Annotated in this window: 16 protein-coding genes; 5 read left to right on the forward strand and 11 right to left on the reverse strand. The window is 72.8% G+C overall.

The window, feature by feature from the left end:
- Nucleotide 1 precedes the first annotated feature (1 nt).
- From ACFYV5_RS08755 to ACFYV5_RS08765, 3 genes are all read left to right on the forward strand, one after another.
- On the forward strand, nt 2–283 hold the full coding sequence (locus ACFYV5_RS08755; protein WP_355108076.1) for a hypothetical protein: 282 nt from the start codon (nt 2–4) through the stop codon (nt 281–283).
- Nucleotides 284–360: 77 nt separating this feature from the next.
- On the forward strand, nt 361–1,641 hold the full coding sequence (locus tag ACFYV5_RS08760; RefSeq protein WP_389165997.1) for an NlpC/P60 family protein: 1,281 nt from the start codon (nt 361–363) through the stop codon (nt 1,639–1,641).
- A 141-nt stretch (nt 1,642–1,782) separates the two neighbouring features.
- A complete protein-coding gene (locus ACFYV5_RS08765) occupies nt 1,783–3,216 on the forward strand; it encodes an MFS transporter (protein ID WP_389166000.1) in 1,434 nt (477 codons plus the stop codon).
- Here ACFYV5_RS08765 and ACFYV5_RS08770 read toward each other — a convergent pair.
- From ACFYV5_RS08770 to ACFYV5_RS08790, 5 genes are read right to left on the reverse strand one after another with little or no spacing between them, the layout of a single operon-like run.
- Nucleotides 3,207–4,442 carry a styrene monooxygenase/indole monooxygenase family protein gene (locus ACFYV5_RS08770; RefSeq protein WP_389166003.1) on the reverse strand — a complete coding sequence of 412 codons (1,236 nt, stop codon included), beginning with the start codon at nt 4,440–4,442 and terminating at the stop codon, nt 3,207–3,209. The two genes, ACFYV5_RS08765 and ACFYV5_RS08770, sit on opposite strands and share 10 nt — an antisense overlap.
- A gap of 26 nt (nt 4,443–4,468) precedes the next feature.
- A complete protein-coding gene (locus tag ACFYV5_RS08775; RefSeq protein WP_389166006.1) occupies nt 4,469–5,146 on the reverse strand; it encodes an ATP/GTP-binding protein in 678 nt (225 codons plus the stop codon).
- A complete protein-coding gene (locus ACFYV5_RS08780; RefSeq protein WP_355108086.1) occupies nt 5,127–5,540 on the reverse strand; it encodes a DUF742 domain-containing protein in 414 nt (137 codons plus the stop codon). The genes ACFYV5_RS08775 and ACFYV5_RS08780 overlap by 20 nt, the downstream gene beginning before the upstream one ends.
- Nucleotides 5,537–6,025 carry a roadblock/LC7 domain-containing protein gene (locus ACFYV5_RS08785; RefSeq protein ID WP_355108088.1) on the reverse strand — a complete coding sequence of 163 codons (489 nt, stop codon included), beginning with the start codon at nt 6,023–6,025 and terminating at the stop codon, nt 5,537–5,539. The genes ACFYV5_RS08780 and ACFYV5_RS08785 overlap by 4 nt, the downstream gene beginning before the upstream one ends.
- Complete coding sequence (locus ACFYV5_RS08790) at nt 6,022–8,883, reverse strand: nitrate- and nitrite sensing domain-containing protein (RefSeq protein ID WP_389166380.1); 2,862 nt, start codon at nt 8,881–8,883, stop codon at nt 6,022–6,024. The genes ACFYV5_RS08785 and ACFYV5_RS08790 overlap by 4 nt, the downstream gene beginning before the upstream one ends.
- A 385-nt stretch (nt 8,884–9,268) precedes the next feature.
- Between ACFYV5_RS08790 and ACFYV5_RS08795 the strand changes: the two genes are divergently transcribed.
- On the forward strand, nt 9,269–10,054 hold the full coding sequence (locus ACFYV5_RS08795) for a hypothetical protein (protein ID WP_389166009.1): 786 nt from the start codon (nt 9,269–9,271) through the stop codon (nt 10,052–10,054).
- A gap of 36 nt (nt 10,055–10,090) precedes the next feature.
- Here the strand turns inward: ACFYV5_RS08795 and ACFYV5_RS08800 are convergent, their stop codons facing one another.
- Nucleotides 10,091–10,582 (reverse strand): MarR family transcriptional regulator, encoded by a 492-nt coding sequence (locus ACFYV5_RS08800; protein WP_355108094.1) that lies wholly within the window; start codon nt 10,580–10,582, stop codon nt 10,091–10,093.
- A gap of 210 nt (nt 10,583–10,792) precedes the next feature.
- Between ACFYV5_RS08800 and ACFYV5_RS08805 the strand changes: the two genes are divergently transcribed.
- Entirely contained in the window at nt 10,793–11,626 is an 834-nt protein-coding gene (locus ACFYV5_RS08805) for a lysozyme (RefSeq protein ID WP_389166013.1), read from the forward strand.
- A gap of 88 nt (nt 11,627–11,714) precedes the next feature.
- Here ACFYV5_RS08805 and lon read toward each other — a convergent pair whose 3' ends face one another.
- The 5 genes from lon to ACFYV5_RS08830 all read right to left on the reverse strand — a co-directional run bounded on the left by lon (nt 11,715) and on the right by ACFYV5_RS08830 (nt 19,068).
- Nucleotides 11,715–14,126 carry an endopeptidase La gene (gene lon, locus ACFYV5_RS08810; protein ID WP_355108098.1) on the reverse strand — a complete coding sequence of 804 codons (2,412 nt, stop codon included), beginning with the start codon at nt 14,124–14,126 and terminating at the stop codon, nt 11,715–11,717.
- A 143-nt stretch (nt 14,127–14,269) separates the two neighbouring features.
- Nucleotides 14,270–15,631, reverse strand: coding sequence for a DUF2087 domain-containing protein (locus tag ACFYV5_RS08815; RefSeq protein WP_389166015.1), 1,362 nt, complete (start codon nt 15,629–15,631; stop codon nt 14,270–14,272).
- 127 nt (nt 15,632–15,758) lie between these two features.
- Nucleotides 15,759–16,463 (reverse strand): hypothetical protein, encoded by a 705-nt coding sequence (locus tag ACFYV5_RS08820; protein ID WP_389166018.1) that lies wholly within the window; start codon nt 16,461–16,463, stop codon nt 15,759–15,761.
- Nucleotides 16,460–17,815 (reverse strand): MFS transporter, encoded by a 1,356-nt coding sequence (locus tag ACFYV5_RS08825; protein ID WP_389166021.1) that lies wholly within the window; start codon nt 17,813–17,815, stop codon nt 16,460–16,462. Before ACFYV5_RS08825 ends, ACFYV5_RS08820 begins: the two co-directional genes overlap by 4 nt.
- Nucleotides 17,812–19,068, reverse strand: coding sequence for a hypothetical protein (locus ACFYV5_RS08830; RefSeq protein WP_389166024.1), 1,257 nt, complete (start codon nt 19,066–19,068; stop codon nt 17,812–17,814). Before ACFYV5_RS08830 ends, ACFYV5_RS08825 begins: the two co-directional genes overlap by 4 nt.
- Between the last annotated feature and the right edge of the window lie 35 nt (nt 19,069–19,103).

The following is a 19,103-nucleotide window of genomic DNA, read 5'->3' on the forward strand; positions in this document are numbered from 1 at the left end:
CGTGAGAAGCGAGAACACACCCTTTCGCGGCGGACCGCTGGACGGCCAGGTCCTGCCCGTCCTCGTCGGACCGACCGGACATCCCCCGAAGTGGTACGAAGTGCCCGTACCGGACGCCGACGGCGGGCCGCCCACCGTCTACGCGTACCGGCGCGAACCGGCCGGGCACACCAAGCGGCTCGGGATCCAGCGCGGCTGGGTCTACGAGTTCGTTCCCGAGGGACGGGAACCCCGCGAGCTGAAGTGGCCGTGGTCGAAGCCGACCCCCAAGCCGAACGAGTGAGCCGGTTAGCCCGAATCGCCCCTTTGTGAGCTCATCGCACGATCCGGCCCGCGCATCATCTCCATGGAGGTGATGACGTGTCAGGAAGGCTGCTGCGCACGGTCTGCACGGGGGTGCTCGCCGCGTCGACGGCATTGGCGGGGGTTTCGGCGGCGACCGCCGACGACCCGGTGGACCCCCCGGTGGAGGCCCCGGCGGACGTCTCGGCAGAGGGGCGAGCCGACCCGCCGACGGACGTCCCGGAGGACACCCCGGGCGACACCCCCGCCGGCATCGACCCCGCCGACGGCACCCCCCTCGACGACGCCGCCGAACTCCCGCCTCCCGGCGGCGACTCCGTCGCCGGGCTCCTCATCCGGCTCCAGACCCTCTACCGCCAGGCCGAGCAGGCCACCGAGACCTACAACGCCACCGACGAGGCCCTGCGGCTCCAGACCGCCGACACCAAGAAGGTCACCGCCGCCCTCACCGCCGCCCGTGAGGCGCTCGCCCGGGGCCGTGACGCGGCCGGGCGGCTCGCGCGGGAGCAGTACCAGGGGCGGGCCGCGGCCTCGACGTTCTCCTCGTACCTGCGGCTGCTGCTCTCCGACGATCCCCGGCACGCCCTGGACCAGGGCCATCTGATGGCCCGTGCGGCCCGCGACCGGGCCGACACAGTCTCCCGGCTCACCGAGGCGGAGAAGAAGGCGGACGCGCTCGCGAGCCGGTCCCGCCAGGCCCTGGACCGGCAGCAGACGCTCGCCGCACGGCAGCGGAAGCAGCGGGACGACGTCCAGGCCCGGCTGAAGGACGTCCAGAAGCTGCTCGCCTCCCTCTCCGCCGACCAGCTCGCCCGGCTGACCGCGCTGGAAAAGACCCAGACCGCGGGCGCCCAGCGCGAACTCCTCGGATCCGGCGTCCTGGACCACACCCGGACCCCCTCCCGGGAAGGCGGGGAGGCGCTGCGGTACGCGGTACGGCAGATCGGCAAGCCGTACGTGTGGGGCGCCGAGGGCCCGGAGTCGTACGACTGCTCCGGACTCACCTCCCGGGCCTGGGCGAGCGCCGGCCGGGACATCCCCCGGACCAGCCAGGAGCAGTGGCGGACGCTCCCCAAGGTGCCCCTGCGCGACCTGCGCCCAGGTGATCTGGTGGTCTACTTCCCCGACGCCACCCATGTGGCGATCTACCTCGGCCGCGGCCTCGTCGTGCAGGCCCCACGCCCGGGCGCCCGGGTGAAGGTCTCCCCGATCGCCGCCAACCCGCTCCTGGGAGCCGTCCGTCCCGACCCGGGCGGCAAGGCCCTGAAGACGTACGCGCCGCCCGCGCTCCCGGCGGGCGCCACGGACGGCGCGGACGAGGGCTACGACCAGGGTTGAGGGTGGCTCACGAGTGGCTCACCGGAAAGTTTTTTGCCGCCTTCGCAAAAGAACTGGGCATTGCCGGCCGCTCGGCCGGAGTCTGGCCGGGCAGCTACTCCCGGACGTGTGAGGCAGGCCGTGACCACCACAACCCACCCTGTGCAGCCCCTTCTTGACGCGCGCGGACGCTGGACGGTGCTGGCCGTCTGCTGCCTGAGCATGTTCCTGGTGGGCCTGGACACCACCATCGTCAATGTGGGCCTCCCCGCGATCGGGGACGGCCTCGGTGTCGGCACCCGCGGCCTCGAATGGGTCGTGGACGCGTACACCCTCGTCCTGGCCGCGCTCCTGATCTCCTCCGGTGCGCTGGCGGACCGGTTCGGACGGCGACGCGTCTTCCGCTACGGCCTCGCGGTGTTCGGCGCCGCCTCCCTGCTCTGCGCGCTCGCCCCCTCCGCGGGCGTCCTCGTCGCGGCCCGCGCGCTCCAGGGCATCGGCGCCTCGATGCTCAGCCCCGTGGCTCTCGCGATCGTGGTGAACGCCATGCCCGACCCGAAGGAGCGTGCACGGGCCATCGGTGTCTGGGCGGCGGTCTTCGGGCTCAGCATGGCCGCCGGCCCGGTCACGGGCGGCGCGCTCGTCGAGGCGCTCGGCTGGCGGTCCCTGTTCTGGATCAACGCGCCGGTCGTCGTGGCCGCCCTCGTGCTGAGCGCCGTGTTCGTGCCGGAGTCCCGGGCACCGCGGCCGCAGCGGCTCGACCTCCCCGGTCAGGCCCTGCTCACCGTCGCCGTCGCGGTCTCGGTCGGCGCCCTCATCGAAGGGCCGCACATCGGCTGGACCTCGCCCGCGGCGCTGGGCCTGTACGGGTGTGCCGCCGTCGCGACAGTGGCGTTCGTACGGGTCGAGTCGCGCCGGCCCGAACCGCTGATGGATCTACGCCTCTTCCGGCGCCCGGTCTTCGGCGGTGCGGTCCTGGGCGCCCTCGCGGTCTTCGTCGCCCTGAACGTGACGCTGCTCCTCAGCACCTTCTACCTCCAGCACGGACGGGGATGGACCCCGCTGGCCGCCGGGACGGCGACCCTGCCCATGGCCGTCGGAGCCACCGTCTGCGCACCTCTGGCCGGGCGTCTGGTCGGGCGCCTCGGCCCGCGGCCGCCCCTCCTTCTGGCCGGCGGCTTCCTCACCGCGGGCGGACTCTGCCTCGTGGGGCTCGACCAGGACACCGGCGTGCCCCTGCTGCTGACGGCGTATCTGCTCGTCGGCATCGGGTTCGGCTTCGCCAACGCCCCCCTCACCAACACGGCGGTGAGCGGGCTGCCTCCCGCCCGTGCGGGGGTCGCGGGGGCGATCACGTCCACCGCGCGCCAGCTCGGCGCCGCGCTCGGTATCGCCCTCGCCGGCGGCCTGGTCGCGACGGCGGGCCCGGCGGAACTGGCGCGGGCGTCCCGCCCGGGCTGGATGCTGGTCGCGGCCTGTGGAGCCTTCCTCTTCCTCGTCGCCCACGCGTCGCGGCCGAAGAAAGACTCCGACGGTCGCCGTGGCGGAGTGCCCCGGCGACCGTCGGAATCCTGGACGGCCGCCCGTCAGCCCTGAGCGACGGAGGCCAGGTAGGCGGAGGTCTTCTCGGGGTCGTAGAAGAAGTTCTCGAAGTCGGCCGGGTCGTTGAAGCCGTTCGCGAAGCGGTCGGCGACCGGCTGGAGCTGGCCGGCCGCGCCGATCAGGTTCAGGACGTGCTCCGGCGGGACGCCGAGCATCGCGGTCGTCCACTTGGTGACGTGCTGCGCGGTGTTCCAGTACCGGTCGAACGTGGTCTGCATCCAGGCCTCGTCGAAGGGCTTGTCGCCGTTCTCGACGATCGAGGCGAGGTAGGCCGCCGCGCACTTGGAGGCCGAGTTCGAACCCTGGCCGGTGATCGGGTCGTTGGCGACGACGACGTCCGCGACGCCGAGGACCAGACCGCCGCCGGGCAGCCGGCCGATCGGGTTGCGCACGGTCGGCGCGTAGCGGCCGGCCAGCGTGCCGTTCGCGTCGGTCAGCTCGACCCTGGTGGCCCGCGCGTACTCCCAGGGCGTGAACTTCTCCATCAGCTCCAGCGTGAGAGCGAGGTGCTCGGAGGGGTCCTTGACGCCCTGGAAGACGTCCAGCGGGCCGCCCGGGACGCCCTCCCAGAAGAGGATGTCGGCACGGCCGGAGGTGGTCAGGGTCGGCATCACGAAGAGCTCGCCGACGCCGGGGACCAGGTTGCAGCGCACGGCGTCGAAGTCCGGGTGCTCGGGGCGCGGGCCGAGGCCGTGGACGTACGCGACGGCCAGCGCGCGCTGCGGTTCGCTGTACGGGGAGCGGGACGCGTCCCGGCCGAACATGGAGACCAGCTCGCCCTTGCCGGCGGAGACGAGGACCAGGTCGTACGTACGGGAGAAGTAGTCCAGGTCGGAGACGGCCGCGCCGTGGATGACGAGCTGCCCGCCGCGCTGGGCGAAGGTCTCCATCCAGCCGGCCATCTTCACGCGCTGGTCGACGGACTGGGCGTAGCCGTCGAGCTTCCCCACCCAGTCGATGACGCGTGAGCTGTCGGGCGCCGCCACCGACACGCCGAGGCCCTCGATGCGCGGGGCCTGGGACTCCCAGAAGTTGATCCCGAGGTCGCGCTCGTGCTGGAGCGCGGTGTCGAACATGCACTGGGTGGACATGACCCGGCCGGACCGGATCTCGTCCGCCGTGCGGTTGGACATGAGGGTGACCTCGTACCCCTGCGACTGGAGTCCGAGGGCGAGCTGGAGACCGGACTGGCCGGCTCCGACGATGAGTATCTTCCGCATGGCGGGTTCCTAACGCGTGGATCAGGCTATTCAGGGGTGGCTGCGAGCGCGTGCGCGACCATCGCGAGCAGGGACTCGATCACGCTGTACCGCTTGCGTGCGTCCATGATCACTATCGGTACGTCCGGGGGCACCGTGAGGGCCTCCCGGACGTCCTCGGCCTCGAACAGCTCGGTGCCCTCGAAGTGGTTGACCGCGACGATGTACGGCAGCCCGCAGCTCTCGAAGTAGTCCAGCGCGGGGAAGCAGTCGGTCAGCCGCCGGGTGTCGGCGAGCACGATCGCGCCGATCGCGCCGCGCACCAGGTCGTCCCACATGAACCAGAAGCGCTGCTGTCCCGGCGTACCGAAGACGTACAGCACGAGGTCGTCGTCCAGGGTGATCCGGCCGAAGTCCATCGCCACGGTCGTGGTGAGCTTGTCGGGCGTCGCGGAGAGATCGTCGGTCTCCTCGCTCGCCTGGGTCATCAGGGCCTCGGTCTGCAGCGGAGTGATCTCCGAGACCGCCCGGACGAAGGTCGTCTTGCCGACGCCGAAGCCGCCCGCGACGACGACCTTGGTCGCGACCGGGGCGCGGGTGTGGTCGAGCTGCCAGTCCTGGGAGCCCTCTTCGGCGTCCGCCACGGCGCCGGGCCCGGGGGCCTCGGGCTGGGCGGGGATTCCGGCGAGCGCCGGTGCAGCGGCTTCAGAGACGGCGGAGTCCACTCAGCACCCTTTCGAGCAGCGCGCGGTCGGGCTGGCCGGTGCCGTGACCGGTCCCGTACACACGGATCTTTCCCTGGTCGGCCAAGTCGCTGAGCAGCACTCGGACGACACCCAACGGCATCTTCAGGAGCGCCGAGATCTCGGCGACGGTACGCATCCGGCGGCAGATCTCGACGATGGCCCGCATCTCCGGCATCAGCCCGCGGGCGGCCGGCCCGCCGTCCGTCAGCACCTTGCGGGCGGGCGGCGCCTCGAGCGCCGCGACGAAGGTCTCGACGAGCAGGACATGGCCGAAGCGGGTGCGGCCGCCGGTGAGCGAGTACGGGCGCACGCGCGCGGGGCGGCGGCCGTCGCCCCGGACCGGCAGCCGGTGGGCGTGGGATGCGGACGTCACTGGGTGCTCTCCATCGATTTGCGCAGCTCGCTGCGGAGTTCGGGGGTGAGTACGTGTCCGGCCCGGCCGACGAAGAGCGCCATGTGGTACGCGACGACGCTCATGTCGCAGTCGGGCTCGGCGTGCACGCCGAGCAGCGAGCCGTCACTGATCGACATGACGAAGACGCTGCCCTCCTCCATGGCCACCATGGTCTGCTTGACCCCGCCGCCGTCCATCAGCCGGGCCGCACCGATGGTGAGGCTGCCGATGCCCGAGACGATCGTGGCCAGGTCCGCGCTGGATCCCCGCGGGCCGTCGGACCGGCCCGTGGCGGGGGTGGTGGCGGCGCTCTGGGCCGCGGGGTCGGACGAGAGCAACAGCAGGCCGTCGGACGAGACGACGGCGACCGAGCGGAGCCCTGGCACCTCCTCGACGAGGTTGCCGAGCAGCCACTGCAGGTTGCGGGCTTCCTTGCTCAGTCCGAATGTTCCGGTCGCAGTCAACTGCGTGCCTCCTCGACTGTGTCCCCCGTCTTCTCCTCTGTCCCTGCGTTCCGCGTCTGTATCCGTGTCTGGGTCTGGGTCTCGGTCTGCGTCTGTACGGCTTCGATCTCCGCCTCCACGTCCCGGCGTCCCTCCTCGGCCCCCCGGTGGAAGCCGCCGAGCCTGCGGCGCAGCGCCTCGGCGTCCACCCCTCCCGCGCGCGGGGCGACCGGACTGTCGGCCGGGCGGACGATCTGCGGGGTGCGCTTGGGCAGGCCCTTGTCGGTGAGGCGCGGGGCGACCGGCTCGGTCTCCTCGGGTGCGCGCTCGTGGGCGTCCGGCTCCGGCGGCGGCTCGGGGAGGCGGACCTGGAGGGTCGTCTCGGCCACGGAAGGCCGCGGGGCGGTCTCGGTCTCGTCCGGGACGGTCTCGTCCGGGACGGTCTGGTCCTGGGGCGCGGGGGCGGGGGTGATCTCGGGCTCGGAGACCTCGGGCTCGGAGGCCATGGGCTCCGCCTCGGCCGCTTCGGGCCCGGACACCTCCGCCTCCGGTATCTCCGGGGCCGCCTCCGACTCGGCGATCGCCTGCTCCGCCGCCTCCACCAGGGGGTCCCTGGTACGGGGCGGCAGGGTGTTGGAGTTCGCCTCCGCCACCGAGCCCGGGAGGTTCAGCGTGGGCGCGGAGCCGGCGACCGGCACGGCCGGCGGGACCGCGGTCGGCGGGGCCGTCGGAAGCAGCGGCAGCGGCAGCACGATGACGGCCGCGATCCCGCCCTGCTTCTGCTCGCGCAGCTGCACCCGCACGCCGTGGCGGGCGGCGAGCAGGGCGGTGACCCGGATGCCGAGCCCCTCCCCCGCGGCGTCGGCCGGGTCGGCCTCGGCGAGCCGTGCGTTGAGCTCGGCGAGCCGGGACTCGGTCATGCCGATGCCCTCGTCCTGGACGGAGAGCATCACCTCACCGCTCTCCAGGAGCCAGCCGGAGAGCTGGACCTGCGCGTCGGGCGGCGAGAAGGAGGTGGCGTTCTCGAGGAGTTCGGCGATCAGGTGGCTGAGGTCGTCCGCGGCGAAGCCCGCGATCTGGGCGTGCGGCGGCAGGGACTGGATGGTGACCCGCTCGTACCGCTCGATCTCGCTGACGGCGGCGCGCAGCACGTCGACGAGCGGGACCGCTCCGGGGTGGCCGTGGACGTGCTCGTGCCCGGCGAGGACCAGGAGGTTCTCGCTGTGGCGGCGCATGACGGTGGCCATGTGGTCGAGCTTGAAGAGGGTGGCGAGCCGGTCCGGGTCCTGCTCGCGCTCCTCCAGCTTCTCGATGACGCCGAGCTGGCGCTCCACCAGGCCGAGGCTGCGCAGCGAGAGGTTGACGAAGGTGTGGTGGACGGTGTGCCGGAGCCGTTCGAGTTCGGCGGTGAGGAGCGCCGTGTGGCCCTGCAGCTCGGCGCGCTGCGTGGCCAGCTCGGCGGCGAGGGAGTCGCGGGCGCCCGCCAGGTCGGCCCGCTCGCTGTCGAGCCGCTCGGTGCGCCGGGCGAGGTCGGCCAGCTTGTCCTGGAGGGTGTTGAGGGACCGTACGACCTGGGCGAACTCGTCGTTGCGGCCGGTGAAGCGGACCGGCTCCTCGGTCTCCGGGGCGGCGGCGATCCGCGCGGCGCCGATACGCAGCACGGCGAGCGGGCGGGTGAGGGTGCGGGCGACGAAGGTCGAGATGCCGACCGCGATGAGCAGGCAGCCGCCGAGGAAGGCGATGCGCAGTTCGAGGGCGGTGACGTCGTCGTCGCGGAGCTGGGCGAGGCGTTCCACCTGCTCGGTGGCGAGCGCCGACTCGACGCCGCGCATCTGCTCGATACGGGCGGAGAGCGCGGCCTCCAGCTTCTCGGGGTCGGTGCGCCGCTCGCTCTTGGTGAGCCTCGGCTGGTCGGTGAGCCCGGTCAGGTACCGCTCGGCGCTCTTGACGTCCGGGCCGGTCACGGTGCCGGCGAGGGAGTCCCGCCCGGCGGCCGTGGCGGCCTGGTCGAAGTCGGCGAGGGAGGCCAGTTCACGGACGCGGGCCTGCTGGGCGGCGGCCGTCAGGGCGTCCCGGGCACGGTCGGCCTCGTCCGCGCCCTCCGGCTCGTCGGGCACGTAGGTGCCCGTGATCGGGTCGTAGTGCGTCCCGGTGGACTCGGGCTGGGGTACGGCGAGGGCGGCCAGGAGCAACCCGCGGGCGGCCGAGGCCTGCTCGACGGCGCGGCCGAGCGCGGCGGGCGCCCGGGTGGCCTCGGCGGCGCGGGCCGGGGTCCGCTCGGCCAGCTCGTCCGCGAGGTCCTGGAGCTTGGCGATGACGTCCGAGTACGCCTTGTGGGCCTCCAGGGCGGTGCCCTCGCCGGTCAGCGCGGTACGGCGGACGGCGGCCAGGTCCGCGAGGTCGCGGCGCAGTTCGGCGGGGGCGGCGGGCCGGATCTCGTCGATCTGCCGGTCGACACGGGTGGAACGGGTGCTGGTGACCTGGCGCCTGGCCTCGGTGTCGCCGGTCTGCTCGTCGCGGCCCGCGGCGATGTACGCGACGACCTCGTCGCGCTCGTCGGCGAGCGAGTGGGCGAGGGTGACGGCCTGGCGGTCGAGCTCGGCCAGGGTGACCAGACGCTGGGCCTCGGTCAGTTCGCCGGAGGCGGTGAGGATCGCGGGGGCGCCGGCGGCGAGGACGGTGACGCCGACGAGAGCGACTCCGGCGACCAGGCGGTTGCGGACGCGCTTGGGGCGGCCCGCGGGAACGCCGGGGGTGCCGGGGGTTCCAGGGGTCGGGGTGCCGTCGGCGTCGGAGCCCGTGGCCCCGCCCGCGGTCAGCGGGTCACCGGGGGTCTCGCTCCGCGTGCCGTTGTTGCTCCGAGGCCGCTTCTTCTGCACCGGTGCTCGCAATCTCGACTCGTCCACCCATGAAGCAGAGGTGACGACCGGTCACACGTGAGAGCGCCCCCACCCCTGGTACGGCTTCCGACCATTCCAGCGCTTTTGGGAAGGGGACGCGCATCGGCCGCTCCGCCACCCGAACGAGTGAACAACACTCATGAGTTGGCGAACAACTTCGCGCGAGGAACTTTCCGGGCCCACTCGGTGCGTCGGTTGGATCTTCCGTGCGGCCTTTGGCAAGATGCCCGCCCGCAGCTTCCCGGAGGCCCTCCTTCCGCCTCGTGTGCGCCTCGCGGAGGGTTGGTACAGGCCATATTCGGCCGTTGGGAGACACTGTGAAGGAGTGATGCAGGCTTTCGGCCCCGGGGGCAGACTGAGGATCATGCGCACCGAAGTCGCCACCCTTCCCGGCAGCCCCGAACGCCCCAACGAGGACTGGGCAGCGGCGACTCTTCCCGCGTCCGGCGAGGGTGGGGCGGTGGTCGTGCTCGACGGGGTGACGCCGCCGATCGACGACGACGGTTGTGTGCACGACGTGCCCTGGTTCACCGCACGGCTCGGTGGCGCTTTGACCGAACTATCCGCTTCACGCCCGGACCTGACGCTGCGCGAGGTCCTGGCCCGGGCAATCCGGCGCACCGCGGACGCCCACCGCGACAGCTGTGACCTTTCTCACGTACGCACTCCCCAGGCGACCCTCGCGATGGCCCGCTGGAACGCGACCTCGGTCGAGCACCTCGTCCTCTCCGACGCCGCGCTGCTCCTCGAGGCCCCGGACGGTTCGGTACGGGCGGTGCTCGACGACCGACTCGACCGGGTCCCGGACGAGATCCGCCGCTCCCTGGAGGCGACGGACCGCCTGCGGAACCAGCAGGGCGGTTTCTTCACGGCAGCGGCGGACCCGGAGGTGGCGCGGCACGCGGTGGCGGGGACGACGCCCCGATCGGCGGTACGGGCCCTGGCGGCGCTCACGGACGGGGCGACGCGGTGGGTGGAGCTGTTCGGGGAGGGGGACTGGGCGGACTGCTTCGCGGTGCTCCGGAAGGAGGGCCCGCACGGGCTGCTGGCGCGGGTCCGGGCGCTGGAGGCGGCCGACGAGGCGGCCGGCGGCCCCTTCCGCTGGAAGCTCCACGACGACGCGACCGCGGTGTTCGCCGTTCTTCCGTGAGGCTCGGTTCCCCTCCGGGTCGCTTCAGCCGGGCGCCTAGCCCTCCGCGCGCGTGTTGAGCTGGTGCAGCAGGCGGGCCAGTTCGGCGACCTCGCCCCGGTCCCAGTCGGCGAGCTTGCGGACGTACCGCCCGCGCCGTGCGTCGCGTACGCGGCGGAAGCGCTTCCGGCCCTCCTCCGTGAGCCGGACCAGCGAGGCGCGTCCGTCGGCCGGGTCGGGGTCGCGGGCGACGAGCCCGAGGTCCTCCAAGGTGCGCAGCTGGCGGCTCATGGTCGCCTTGCCGACGCCGAAGTACCCGGCGAGTTCGGTGGCGCGCTGGGGCCCGGCGTCCTCGAGCCGTACGAAGAGCCCGTAGGCGGAGGACTCGAGCTCGGGGTGCACCTCGCGGGCCATCTCGCCGGACTGGGCGCGGGCGCGGCGCAGAAAGACCGCCAGTTCGCGTTCCAGGGCGAGGAATTCCTGGTCCACACCACTCCGCGTCGACGACGTGATGGGCTCGCCGTCATTCCCCGTACCGCTTCCGTGCACGTCAGCACCCCTCGCGCGCTTTCCGGTCGCTGAAAGTTTCTTTCGACCGCGGCCATCGCCGCAGCTCCCTCAGTATTTCGCAGGAGTAGACCAACGGCAGCACCCAGTCCCCCTTCCGCCGAACCGGTCTACGTGCGTAGCGTCGTCGCTGACATGTCCACACCAGCACATGTCGACTCGCTCCCCCACCGAGCCTTTCGGAGGCACGCAATGCCCGTGCACAGATCCGGAAAGACCCTCGCCGGCGCCGCGCTCGCGGCCCTGGCCCTCCTCCTCCCCCTCACACTCTCCGGTCCGGCCAGCGCGGCCGACGCCGACGCCGAGTCCGTACCGCCGCGCGGTTCCGCCTACATGGGTATGGGCGTCATCGAGCACGACGGCCAGGGCGGCAAGCCCGGCGGCATCTCGATCCAGGCCGTCCAGACGGAAGGCGTGGACGTCTCCAGCCACCAGGGGAACGTGGCCTGGTCGACCCTGTGGAACAGCGGGGTGAAGTGGGCCTACGTCAAGGCGACGGAGGGCACGTACTACAAGAACCCGTACTTCGCGCAGCAGTACAACGGCTCCTACAACGTCGGCATGATCCGCGGCGCGTACCACTTCGCGACCCCGGACACGACGACCGGCGCGGCACAGGCCGACTACTTCGTGAACAACGGCGGCGGCTGGTCCCGGGACGGGAAGACGCTGCCGGGCGCGCTCGACATCGAGTGGAACCCGTACGGCTCGACCTGCTACGGCAAGACGCAGTCGGGGATGGTCGCGTGGATCCGTGACTTCGTGAACCGGTACAAGTACCGGACCGGCCGCGACCCGGTGATCTACACGGCGACGAGCTGGTGGAAGCAGTGCACCGGCAACTACTCGGGCTTCGGCTCGACCAACCCGCTGTGGGTGGCGCGGTACGCGTCGACGGTGGGCGAACTGCCGGCGGGCTGGCCGTACTACACGATGTGGCAGTACACCTCGTCCGGCCCGACGGTCGGCGACCACAACCACTTCAACGGCGACCTCTCGCGGGTACAGGCGCTGGCGAACGGCTGAGTCCGGCCCCCTTCGCCTCTCCGGTCCACCACCGGCGGGCGGGGCACCCCCCGTGAAGGGGTGCCCCGCCCGCCGTGCGCGGGGGTCGCTACGCCGCCGCGCTCACCGCGACCTCCGCCGGGGCGAGGGCGATCTCCAGGACCTGGCGGACGTCCGTGACCGGGTGGACCTCCAGCTTCTCCAGGATCTCCGCCGGGACGTCGTCCAGGTCGGCCTCGTTGCGCTTGGGGATCACGACCGTCGTGACGCCCGCCCGGTGGGCCGCCAGAAGCTTCTGCTTCACGCCGCCGATCGGGAGGACCCGGCCGGTCAGGGAGACCTCGCCGGTCATCGCGACGTCCGTGCGGACCAGGCGGCCGGAGAGCAGCGACGCCAGGGCCGTCGTCATCGTGATGCCCGCGCTCGGGCCGTCCTTCGGGACCGCGCCGGCCGGGAAGTGGATGTGCACGCCCCGGTCCTTCAGGCCGGTCACGGGCAGCTCCAGCTCCGCGCCGTGCGAGCGCAGGAAGGAGAGCGCGATCTGCGCCGACTCCTTCATCACGTCGCCCAGCTGGCCCGTCAGGGTCAGCCCCGCCGCGCCCGTCTCCGGGTCGGCGAGCGACGCCTCCACGAAGAGGACGTCACCTCCCGCGCCCGTGACCGCGAGCCCGGTCGCCACGCCCGGCACGGCGGTGCGCCGCTCGGCCGGGTCCTGCGCCGACTCGGGCACGTGATGCGGGCGCCCGATCAGACCGCGCAGATCGTCCACGCCGACCGAGAACGGCAGCTCGCGGTCGCCCAGTTCATGCTGCGCCGCGACCTTCCGCAGCAGCCGCGCGATGGACCGCTCCAGGTTCCGTACGCCCGCCTCCCGGGTGTACTCGCCCGCCAGCTTCCGCAGGGAGGCGTCCTCGATGACCACCTCGCCCGGCTCCAGGCCGGCCCGCTCCAACTGGCGGGGCAGCAGGTGGTCACGGGCGATGACGATCTTCTCGTCCTCCGTGTACCCGTCGAGCCGCACCAGCTCCATGCGGTCGAGCAGCGCCTCCGGGATGGCCTCCAGGACGTTCGCCGTCGCCAGGAAGACGACGTCGGAGAGGTCCAGTTCGACCTCCAGGTAGTGGTCCCGGAAGGTGTGGTTCTGCGCCGGGTCCAGGACCTCCAGGAGAGCGGCCGCCGGGTCGCCCCGGAAGTCGGAGCCGACCTTGTCGATCTCGTCGAGCAGGACCACCGGGTTCATCGACCCGGCCTCCTTGATGGCCCGTACGATCCGGCCCGGCAGCGCGCCGACGTACGTACGCCGGTGGCCGCGGATCTCCGCCTCGTCCCGCACGCCGCCGAGCGCGACCCGGACGAACTTCCGTCCCATCGCGTGCGCGACGGACTCGCCGAGCGAGGTCTTGCCGACGCCGGGCGGGCCGACCAGCGCGAGCACGGCACCGCCCCGACGGCCGCCGACGACCCCGAGCCCGCGCTCGGCGCGCCGCTTGCGCACCGCGAGGTACTCGGTGATCCGCTCCTTCACGTCCTCCAGGCCCGCGTGCTCGGCGTCGAGGACGCCCTTCGCGCCCTGGATGTCGTACTGGTCCTCGGTGCGCTCGTTCCACGGCAGTTCGAGGACGGTGTCGAGCCAGGTGCGGATCCAGGATCCTTCCGGGGACTGGTCGCTGGACCGCTCCAGCTTCTCGACCTCCTTGAGGGCGGCCTCCCGCACCTTCTCGGGCAGGTCGGCGGCCTCCACGCGCGCGCGGTAGTCGTCGGACTCGTCGCCCTCGGTCTCTCCGTTGAGGTCGCGCAGTTCCTTGCGTACGGCCTCCAGCTGGCGCCGCAGCAGGAACTCGCGCTGCTGCTTGTCGACGCCCTCCTGGACGTCCTTCGCGATGGACTCGGCCACGTCCTGCTCGGCCAGGTGCTCGCGCAGCTGCGCGGTGGCGAGCTTGAGACGGGCGACCGGGTCGGCGGTCTCCAGGAGTTCGACCTTCTGCTCGACGGTGAGGAAGGGCGAGTAGCCGGAGTTGTCGGCGAGGGCCGAGACCCCGTCGATCTGCTGGACGCGGTCGACGACCTGCCAGGCGCCGCGCTTCTTCAGCCACGTGGTGGCGAGTGCCTTGTACTCCTTGACCAGCTCGGTCACGGCCCCGGGCAGCGGCTCGGGCACGGTCTCCTCGACGACGCTGCCCTCGACCCACAGGGCCGCGCCGGGCCCGGTCGTACCGGCGCCGATCCTGACGCGTCCGCGGCCGCGGATGAGCGCGCCGGGATCGCCGTCGGACAGGCGCCCCACCTGCTCGACGGTGCCGAGGACGCCGGTCGCGGCGTAGGTCCCGTCGATGCGCGGGACGAGGAGCACCCTGGGCTTGCCGGAATCGGCGTGGGCGGCGGCCTGGGCGGCCTCCACGGCGGCGCGCACATCGTTGTCGGACAGGTCCAGCGGCACCACCATGCCGGGCAGCACGACTTCGTCATCGAGCGGCAGCACGGGCAGCGTCAGCAGTGAGTTCGCCGTGGATTCGGCAGCCATGATCTCCCCTTCGGCAGTCAAGTTGAGCTATGTGCACTCAATGCTTGTGAGCCGCCGAATGTTCCCCGGGCTGTGTTCGCTCTGAGCGATCACCCGGTCGACCTGGGTCACCGTCGGTCACGGCCGCCGGTCAGAGCCGCCGTTCAGGGCCGCCAGTACCGGCCGTCCGCACGGGCGAGCAGCCGCTCCTCGACCAGATGGCGGCGCAGCGCGGCCACATCCGGATGGACCTCGCGCAGGATCTCGTTCACCTCGGCTTCCGGGTAGCGCCGGTCCGGTGCGAAGAGAGGGACCAGCCCTTCCAGGAAAACTCTGCGCTTGCCCTGCTTCGAGGGGATCACGGCCTGCGGCCGGGGACGTGGGCGGCGAGGTGCCGCCTGGCGCCAGACGTCATCGACGGGGGTCCAGAGCTTTTCGGTGGACGCGATCAGTCCCGCCCGTTCCAGCGCGGCGAGGGACTTCGCGCAGCGCGCGGGCGCCATCCCGAGGCGTTCCGCGATGCCCTGGGTCGTGTCGGCCTGGAGGACGACGGCGCTGTAGACGGTACGGCGGGTGTCGTCGGCCAGTGCGGCGAGGATCCCGTCGGCGGCCTCCGTCCCCGCGATCCCCGTCCCCGCGGTCTCCGCCCCCGCGGTCTCCGCCCCCGAGGTTTCCACGGCCGGTCCCAGCCGGGGAGCCACGGCGGAGTCGATCTCGCCCAGGGCCCTGAGCTCCTCGGGGAACGGGACGCCCCGGTCGCGCTCGCCCGCGCCGTGCTTGCGCAACAGCAGCAGGCCCGTCTGGCGGTGTTTGTGGGGTTCGCCCAGGGCGAGTACGTCGAATCCGGCGTCCGGCAGGGCGGCCTGGCGGCGCAGCTCCTGCAAGAGCGGGGTGGGAACGACCCGGCACGCCACGCGGCCGCGATCCTGTCCGGCGTACGTGTCGTGCGTCTCGTGCGTCTCGTACGTCTCGACCGTCGTGGCCAGGTACGGCTCATGCAGCACGACGGTGCCGCCGGGCGCCACGCGCGGCCAGAGCGACGTGAGGAAACCGGCGTCGTCGGCCTGGGTGCCGGCGTCGAGCCACACCAGGTCCAGCGGTCCCCACGCGTCGAGCTCGTGGTCCGCCAGGGCGAAGAAGTCCCGCTCGATGAAGGTGAGCATGGCGTCGAGGCCCAGCGTGCGGGCCGTCTCCCGCACCCGGTGCGCCGAGGTGCCGGGTACGGAGAAGTCGTCGATGACGAGGAGCTTCGGCGCGTAGTCGTCGAGTACCGAACGCGGACGCAGGACCGACGCGCGCTCCTCCGCCGCGACCTCTCCGCGGACGATCCGCCGGTCCTCGGCGGCCTCCGAACGGGCGTCGCTCAGCCCCAGGAGCAGGTGCAGCGTCGAGGAACCGGCCCCCACTTCGACCACGGTGCGCGGGCGCAGCATCCTGGCCAGCGCGCGCAGCGCGGGACCGGCGTTCTCGGTTCCCATCCCGGGGCGTGTCAGGGCCCGCAGCGCCTCGCCGGCCGGATCGTGCATGGATCGTCCTTTCTCTCCGGCCGTTCTCTCCGCGGCCGTCATCTCGTCCGGTGGGTCGCGCCTCCTCCGGTGGGTCGCGCCTCCTCCGGTGGGTCGCGCCTCTTCCGGTGGGTCGCGCCGTTCCGTATCAGGCGCGGACAGCCCGGAGCATGCCGGCGGACAGCAGCCGGTCCGCGACCTCGTGGAGCTTCGCCGGCAGCCGGTCGAAGGCGATGCCGTCCTCGTGCCCCGCCCACTGCCAGAGCCGGAGAGCGGCCGCGCCGACCTTGAGGAAGTTGCCCGTCGCGGTGTGGGCGAGGACGTGGACACCGGATTCCCGTTCCACCGCCCGCACCCATGCCTCCTGGACCAGCATCCGCGCGCCCTCCGGCTGCTGCCCGGCCACGGGGGACGGGTCTCCGCTCAGCAGGCCGCATCGCATCAGGCCGACCAGCATGTGGTCGACGGCTCCCTCTTCCTGCCCCCACGCCCTGCGGACGTCGGCCACCGAGGCGCCGCGCGACAGGAGTTCACCGACCGGCTCGGGCACCTCGGCGAAGGCCGGCGGATCCGTCCCGAACAGCACCGCGACAGGTCCTCCGTCGTCCAGGAAGGGGACGGGCGTGTGCTGGAGCCGTACCCCGGAGGGCAGGCGGAGCCCGGTGCCGGGAGACAGCCGGCGGGGCCAGGTGGCGCGGTCGACCGCCCGGGGACCCGGCGGTGGTGTCAGTCTGACCGCGGCCTCGTCGGACTGCTCCGACCAGGCGAGTTCCCAGGCGAGCGGCAGGGAGGCCCCTGTCTGGGCGCAGAACCGGGGGATGACCGGATCGAGTTCCGTCTGTCGGCTGCTCATGGTGCGCCTCCTTCCGATGCCGTCCCGGCGGTCACGGACACGTCCTCGGCCGGCTTCGGGGACGGTTCCATGGCACGCGTACGGATCCAGCCGACCGAGCCGGCCAGGAAGGCGACTCCGCCGCCGGCGAAGATGGCCCAGCGGGACCAGTCGGCGGGGACGAGCCCCGCCAGGGCGAAGCCGACGGCCACCGAGCTCTGCAGCGTCGCTCCGTACGCGGCGCCGACACGGCCCCGGACATCCGGGGGGCAGTCGGCCATGACGTAGGTGCGGAGCGCCACGTTCTGCACGGCGTTGGCCATGCCGCCGCACAGGAAGGCGGCCAGCATCAGCGGAACGAGGGGGTAGGCGCCGGTCACCAGATAGCTGAGGCCGATGATCGTCGCGGCTCCGACGGCGACGACGCCGGTGGGCCGGCGGCCGAGCCGACCTCGCAGGGCGAACGGCCCGAGCACCAGGCCCACGCTCCAGGTGGCCAGCAGCACGCCGTAGACGGCCATGCCACCGGGGACCTCGTCCGCGAAGAAGGGCAGCAGTACGTTGGCGACCGAGGTCGCCGCGACGGTGACCACGATCGTGGCGAGCGTCGTCCGGCGCTGTGCCCCCGCCCAGAGCAGGGCCAGGCCGACCCTCAGGCCCCCTTCGGTCTTCGCCGCGGCCGGTGGCGCGCCCGTCTCGGCTCCGTCCGTCTCGGCTCCGCCCGTATCCGCACCGCCCGTATCCGCACCGCCCGTATCCGCACCGCCCGTATCCGCCGTCCGCGCGCGTTCCCGGGCCGCCATGACCAGCCAGCGGCTGATCACCGGCACGGCCAGGAGGGCGAAGGCGAAGGTGCCCGCGTCGACGGCCAGGGCCAGCCCCGTACCGCCGTGCGAGGTCAGTACGCCCACCAGCAGCGGGCCGACGATGTAGCCGACGTTCCGCACCGACTCCATGAGGCCGTTCACGCGCAGTTGGGCGTCGGAGGCCGGGAACAGCCGGGGCACGAGCGCCATCACGCAGGTCTGGGCGACGGCTCCCAGGGCGCCCAGCAGCAGCATCGTGGCGATGAGCAGCACCGCGCCGTCCGCGACCGCGGCGGCGGCCGCCGCGATCAGGCACTCCAGGGCCAGGGTCACGCCCAGGACCGCGTCCGCACGGAAGCGGTCGACGATCCGTCCGATGGGGCCGCCGAGCGCGATGCCGGGCACGAGGCCCGCGAGCATCTGGGCAGACACCACCGAGGTCAGGCCGGTGCGGTCCGCACCGCGCAGGGCGAGCGCCACCATGGCGACCTCGTCACCCACCGTACTGACCAACAGGGCGGCGATCACCAGGAGTGTCGCCGCCCTGCCCTGTCGCAGGGATGTCACTGAAGCGGCTCCGTCCGCTCTGCGGGGGCGGCCACGGCGGCCTCGATGTCGAGGGCCCGCCAGGTCGACATCCTCAACAGGACGGCGTGGAGCAGGGGGACGGCCGCGCCGTCCGCCCGGCGCTCCCAGTCCGCCAGGTCGAGGGTGTCTCCGGCGGCCAGGGCGGCCACGGCCGCCTCGACCTGCGGATGGTCGGCGACCTTCATGGTGTGCCCCTGCGTGGCCACGGCGCGGCGGCCGTCCGCGAGGAGCCGCTGCCGCACCACGATGTCCTCGTGGGTCCGGACCCGGGCGTCGCGCGGTACGGGAACGGGTGAACCGGCCGGTCGGCCCACGCCCAGTCCGCCGGAGGTCACCGCACGCATGTGGCGCTCCCAGACGGCGTCCTCGACCTCGCCCGCGGTCAGTTCCCCCAGGGCCGTGAGCGTGGCCGCCGCCGCGGCCGGAATGCCGTCCGTGACGTGCGCCCCGGGTTCGGCCTCGTCGGCGCGCGCCCGTGCGAGCAGTCCGCCGAGGGCGTCGAGGACGAGGCCGGCCGGATCACTCCTGGTGAAGAAGGCGATGTTGACGTTGACGGCCACGGCGTCGGGTGACTCGCCCACGTGCAGCTGTTCGGAGGGGAAGTAGGTCAGGGCGCCGGGCTCGCCGACCAGCACATCGGCCAGGTCGCGGGCCGAGGCGTAGTCGGCGGTGTGCTGCGGGACCTGGTCGGTGCGCTCCGGCGGCCAGGTGAGGAGGACCTTGCGACCGCGCAGGGTGAAGCCGAAGTTCCCCGCGTGGTCGACGTGTACGCCGACGTTGGTGGAGGTGTACCGGCCGATGAAGGTGTCGATGTCCACGCGCCCGGCGACCCGTGTGCCCGTGTACCGGTAGACGTCGTCGGACAGCCGCTTGGCCCGGTCCCACAGCGGCGCGTCGACCGCGTGGAGGCCGGAGACGGCGACGCTCCATTCGTGCGCGCGCATCCGCTCGTCGACCCGGGCGGTGTACTCGTCCAGGGACCGGTCCTCGGGCAGGGGCAGGAAGGGCCGCGTGTCGATCGGCTGGGTCCGGCCGTCCACGGTCACCACGACCCTCGGCAGCCCTGATCCCTTGGGGCGGTTGCTCTTGTCGGCCGCCAGGACCAGGGCTCGCATCAGCTCCTCGTCAGCGATGTCCAGCTGAACGGGGGCCGCGGGAAGGGAGAGCGGCCGCCGCTCCCAGTGTCGGGAGGCGAACTCCTTCCAGAAGCGGTCCTTTTCGGCGCCTGTCACGGAGGCCGGGTGGGGCACGGTGGGGGACTCCTGTA

This window comes from Streptomyces sp. NPDC003035 (assembly GCF_042888285.1).
GTDB lineage: Bacteria > Actinomycetota > Actinomycetes > Streptomycetales > Streptomycetaceae > Streptomyces.

Bases quoted from the DNA above. Each gene is read 5' to 3' on its own strand.
- ACFYV5_RS08770 (WP_389166003.1), bottom strand. From the start codon at position 4,442: ATGCGGAAGATACTCATCGTCGGAGCCGGCCAGTCCGGTCTCCAGCTC.
- ACFYV5_RS08795 (WP_389166009.1), top strand. From the start codon at position 9,269: ATGCGCACCGAAGTCGCCACCCTTCCCGGCAGCCCCGAACGCCCCAAC.
- ACFYV5_RS08805 (WP_389166013.1), top strand. From the start codon at position 10,793: ATGCCCGTGCACAGATCCGGAAAGACCCTCGCCGGCGCCGCGCTCGCG.
- lon (WP_355108098.1), bottom strand. From the start codon at position 14,126: ATGGCTGCCGAATCCACGGCGAACTCACTGCTGACGCTGCCCGTGCTG.
- ACFYV5_RS08815 (WP_389166015.1), bottom strand. From the start codon at position 15,631: ATGCACGATCCGGCCGGCGAGGCGCTGCGGGCCCTGACACGCCCCGGG.
- ACFYV5_RS08820 (WP_389166018.1), bottom strand. From the start codon at position 16,463: ATGAGCAGCCGACAGACGGAACTCGATCCGGTCATCCCCCGGTTCTGC.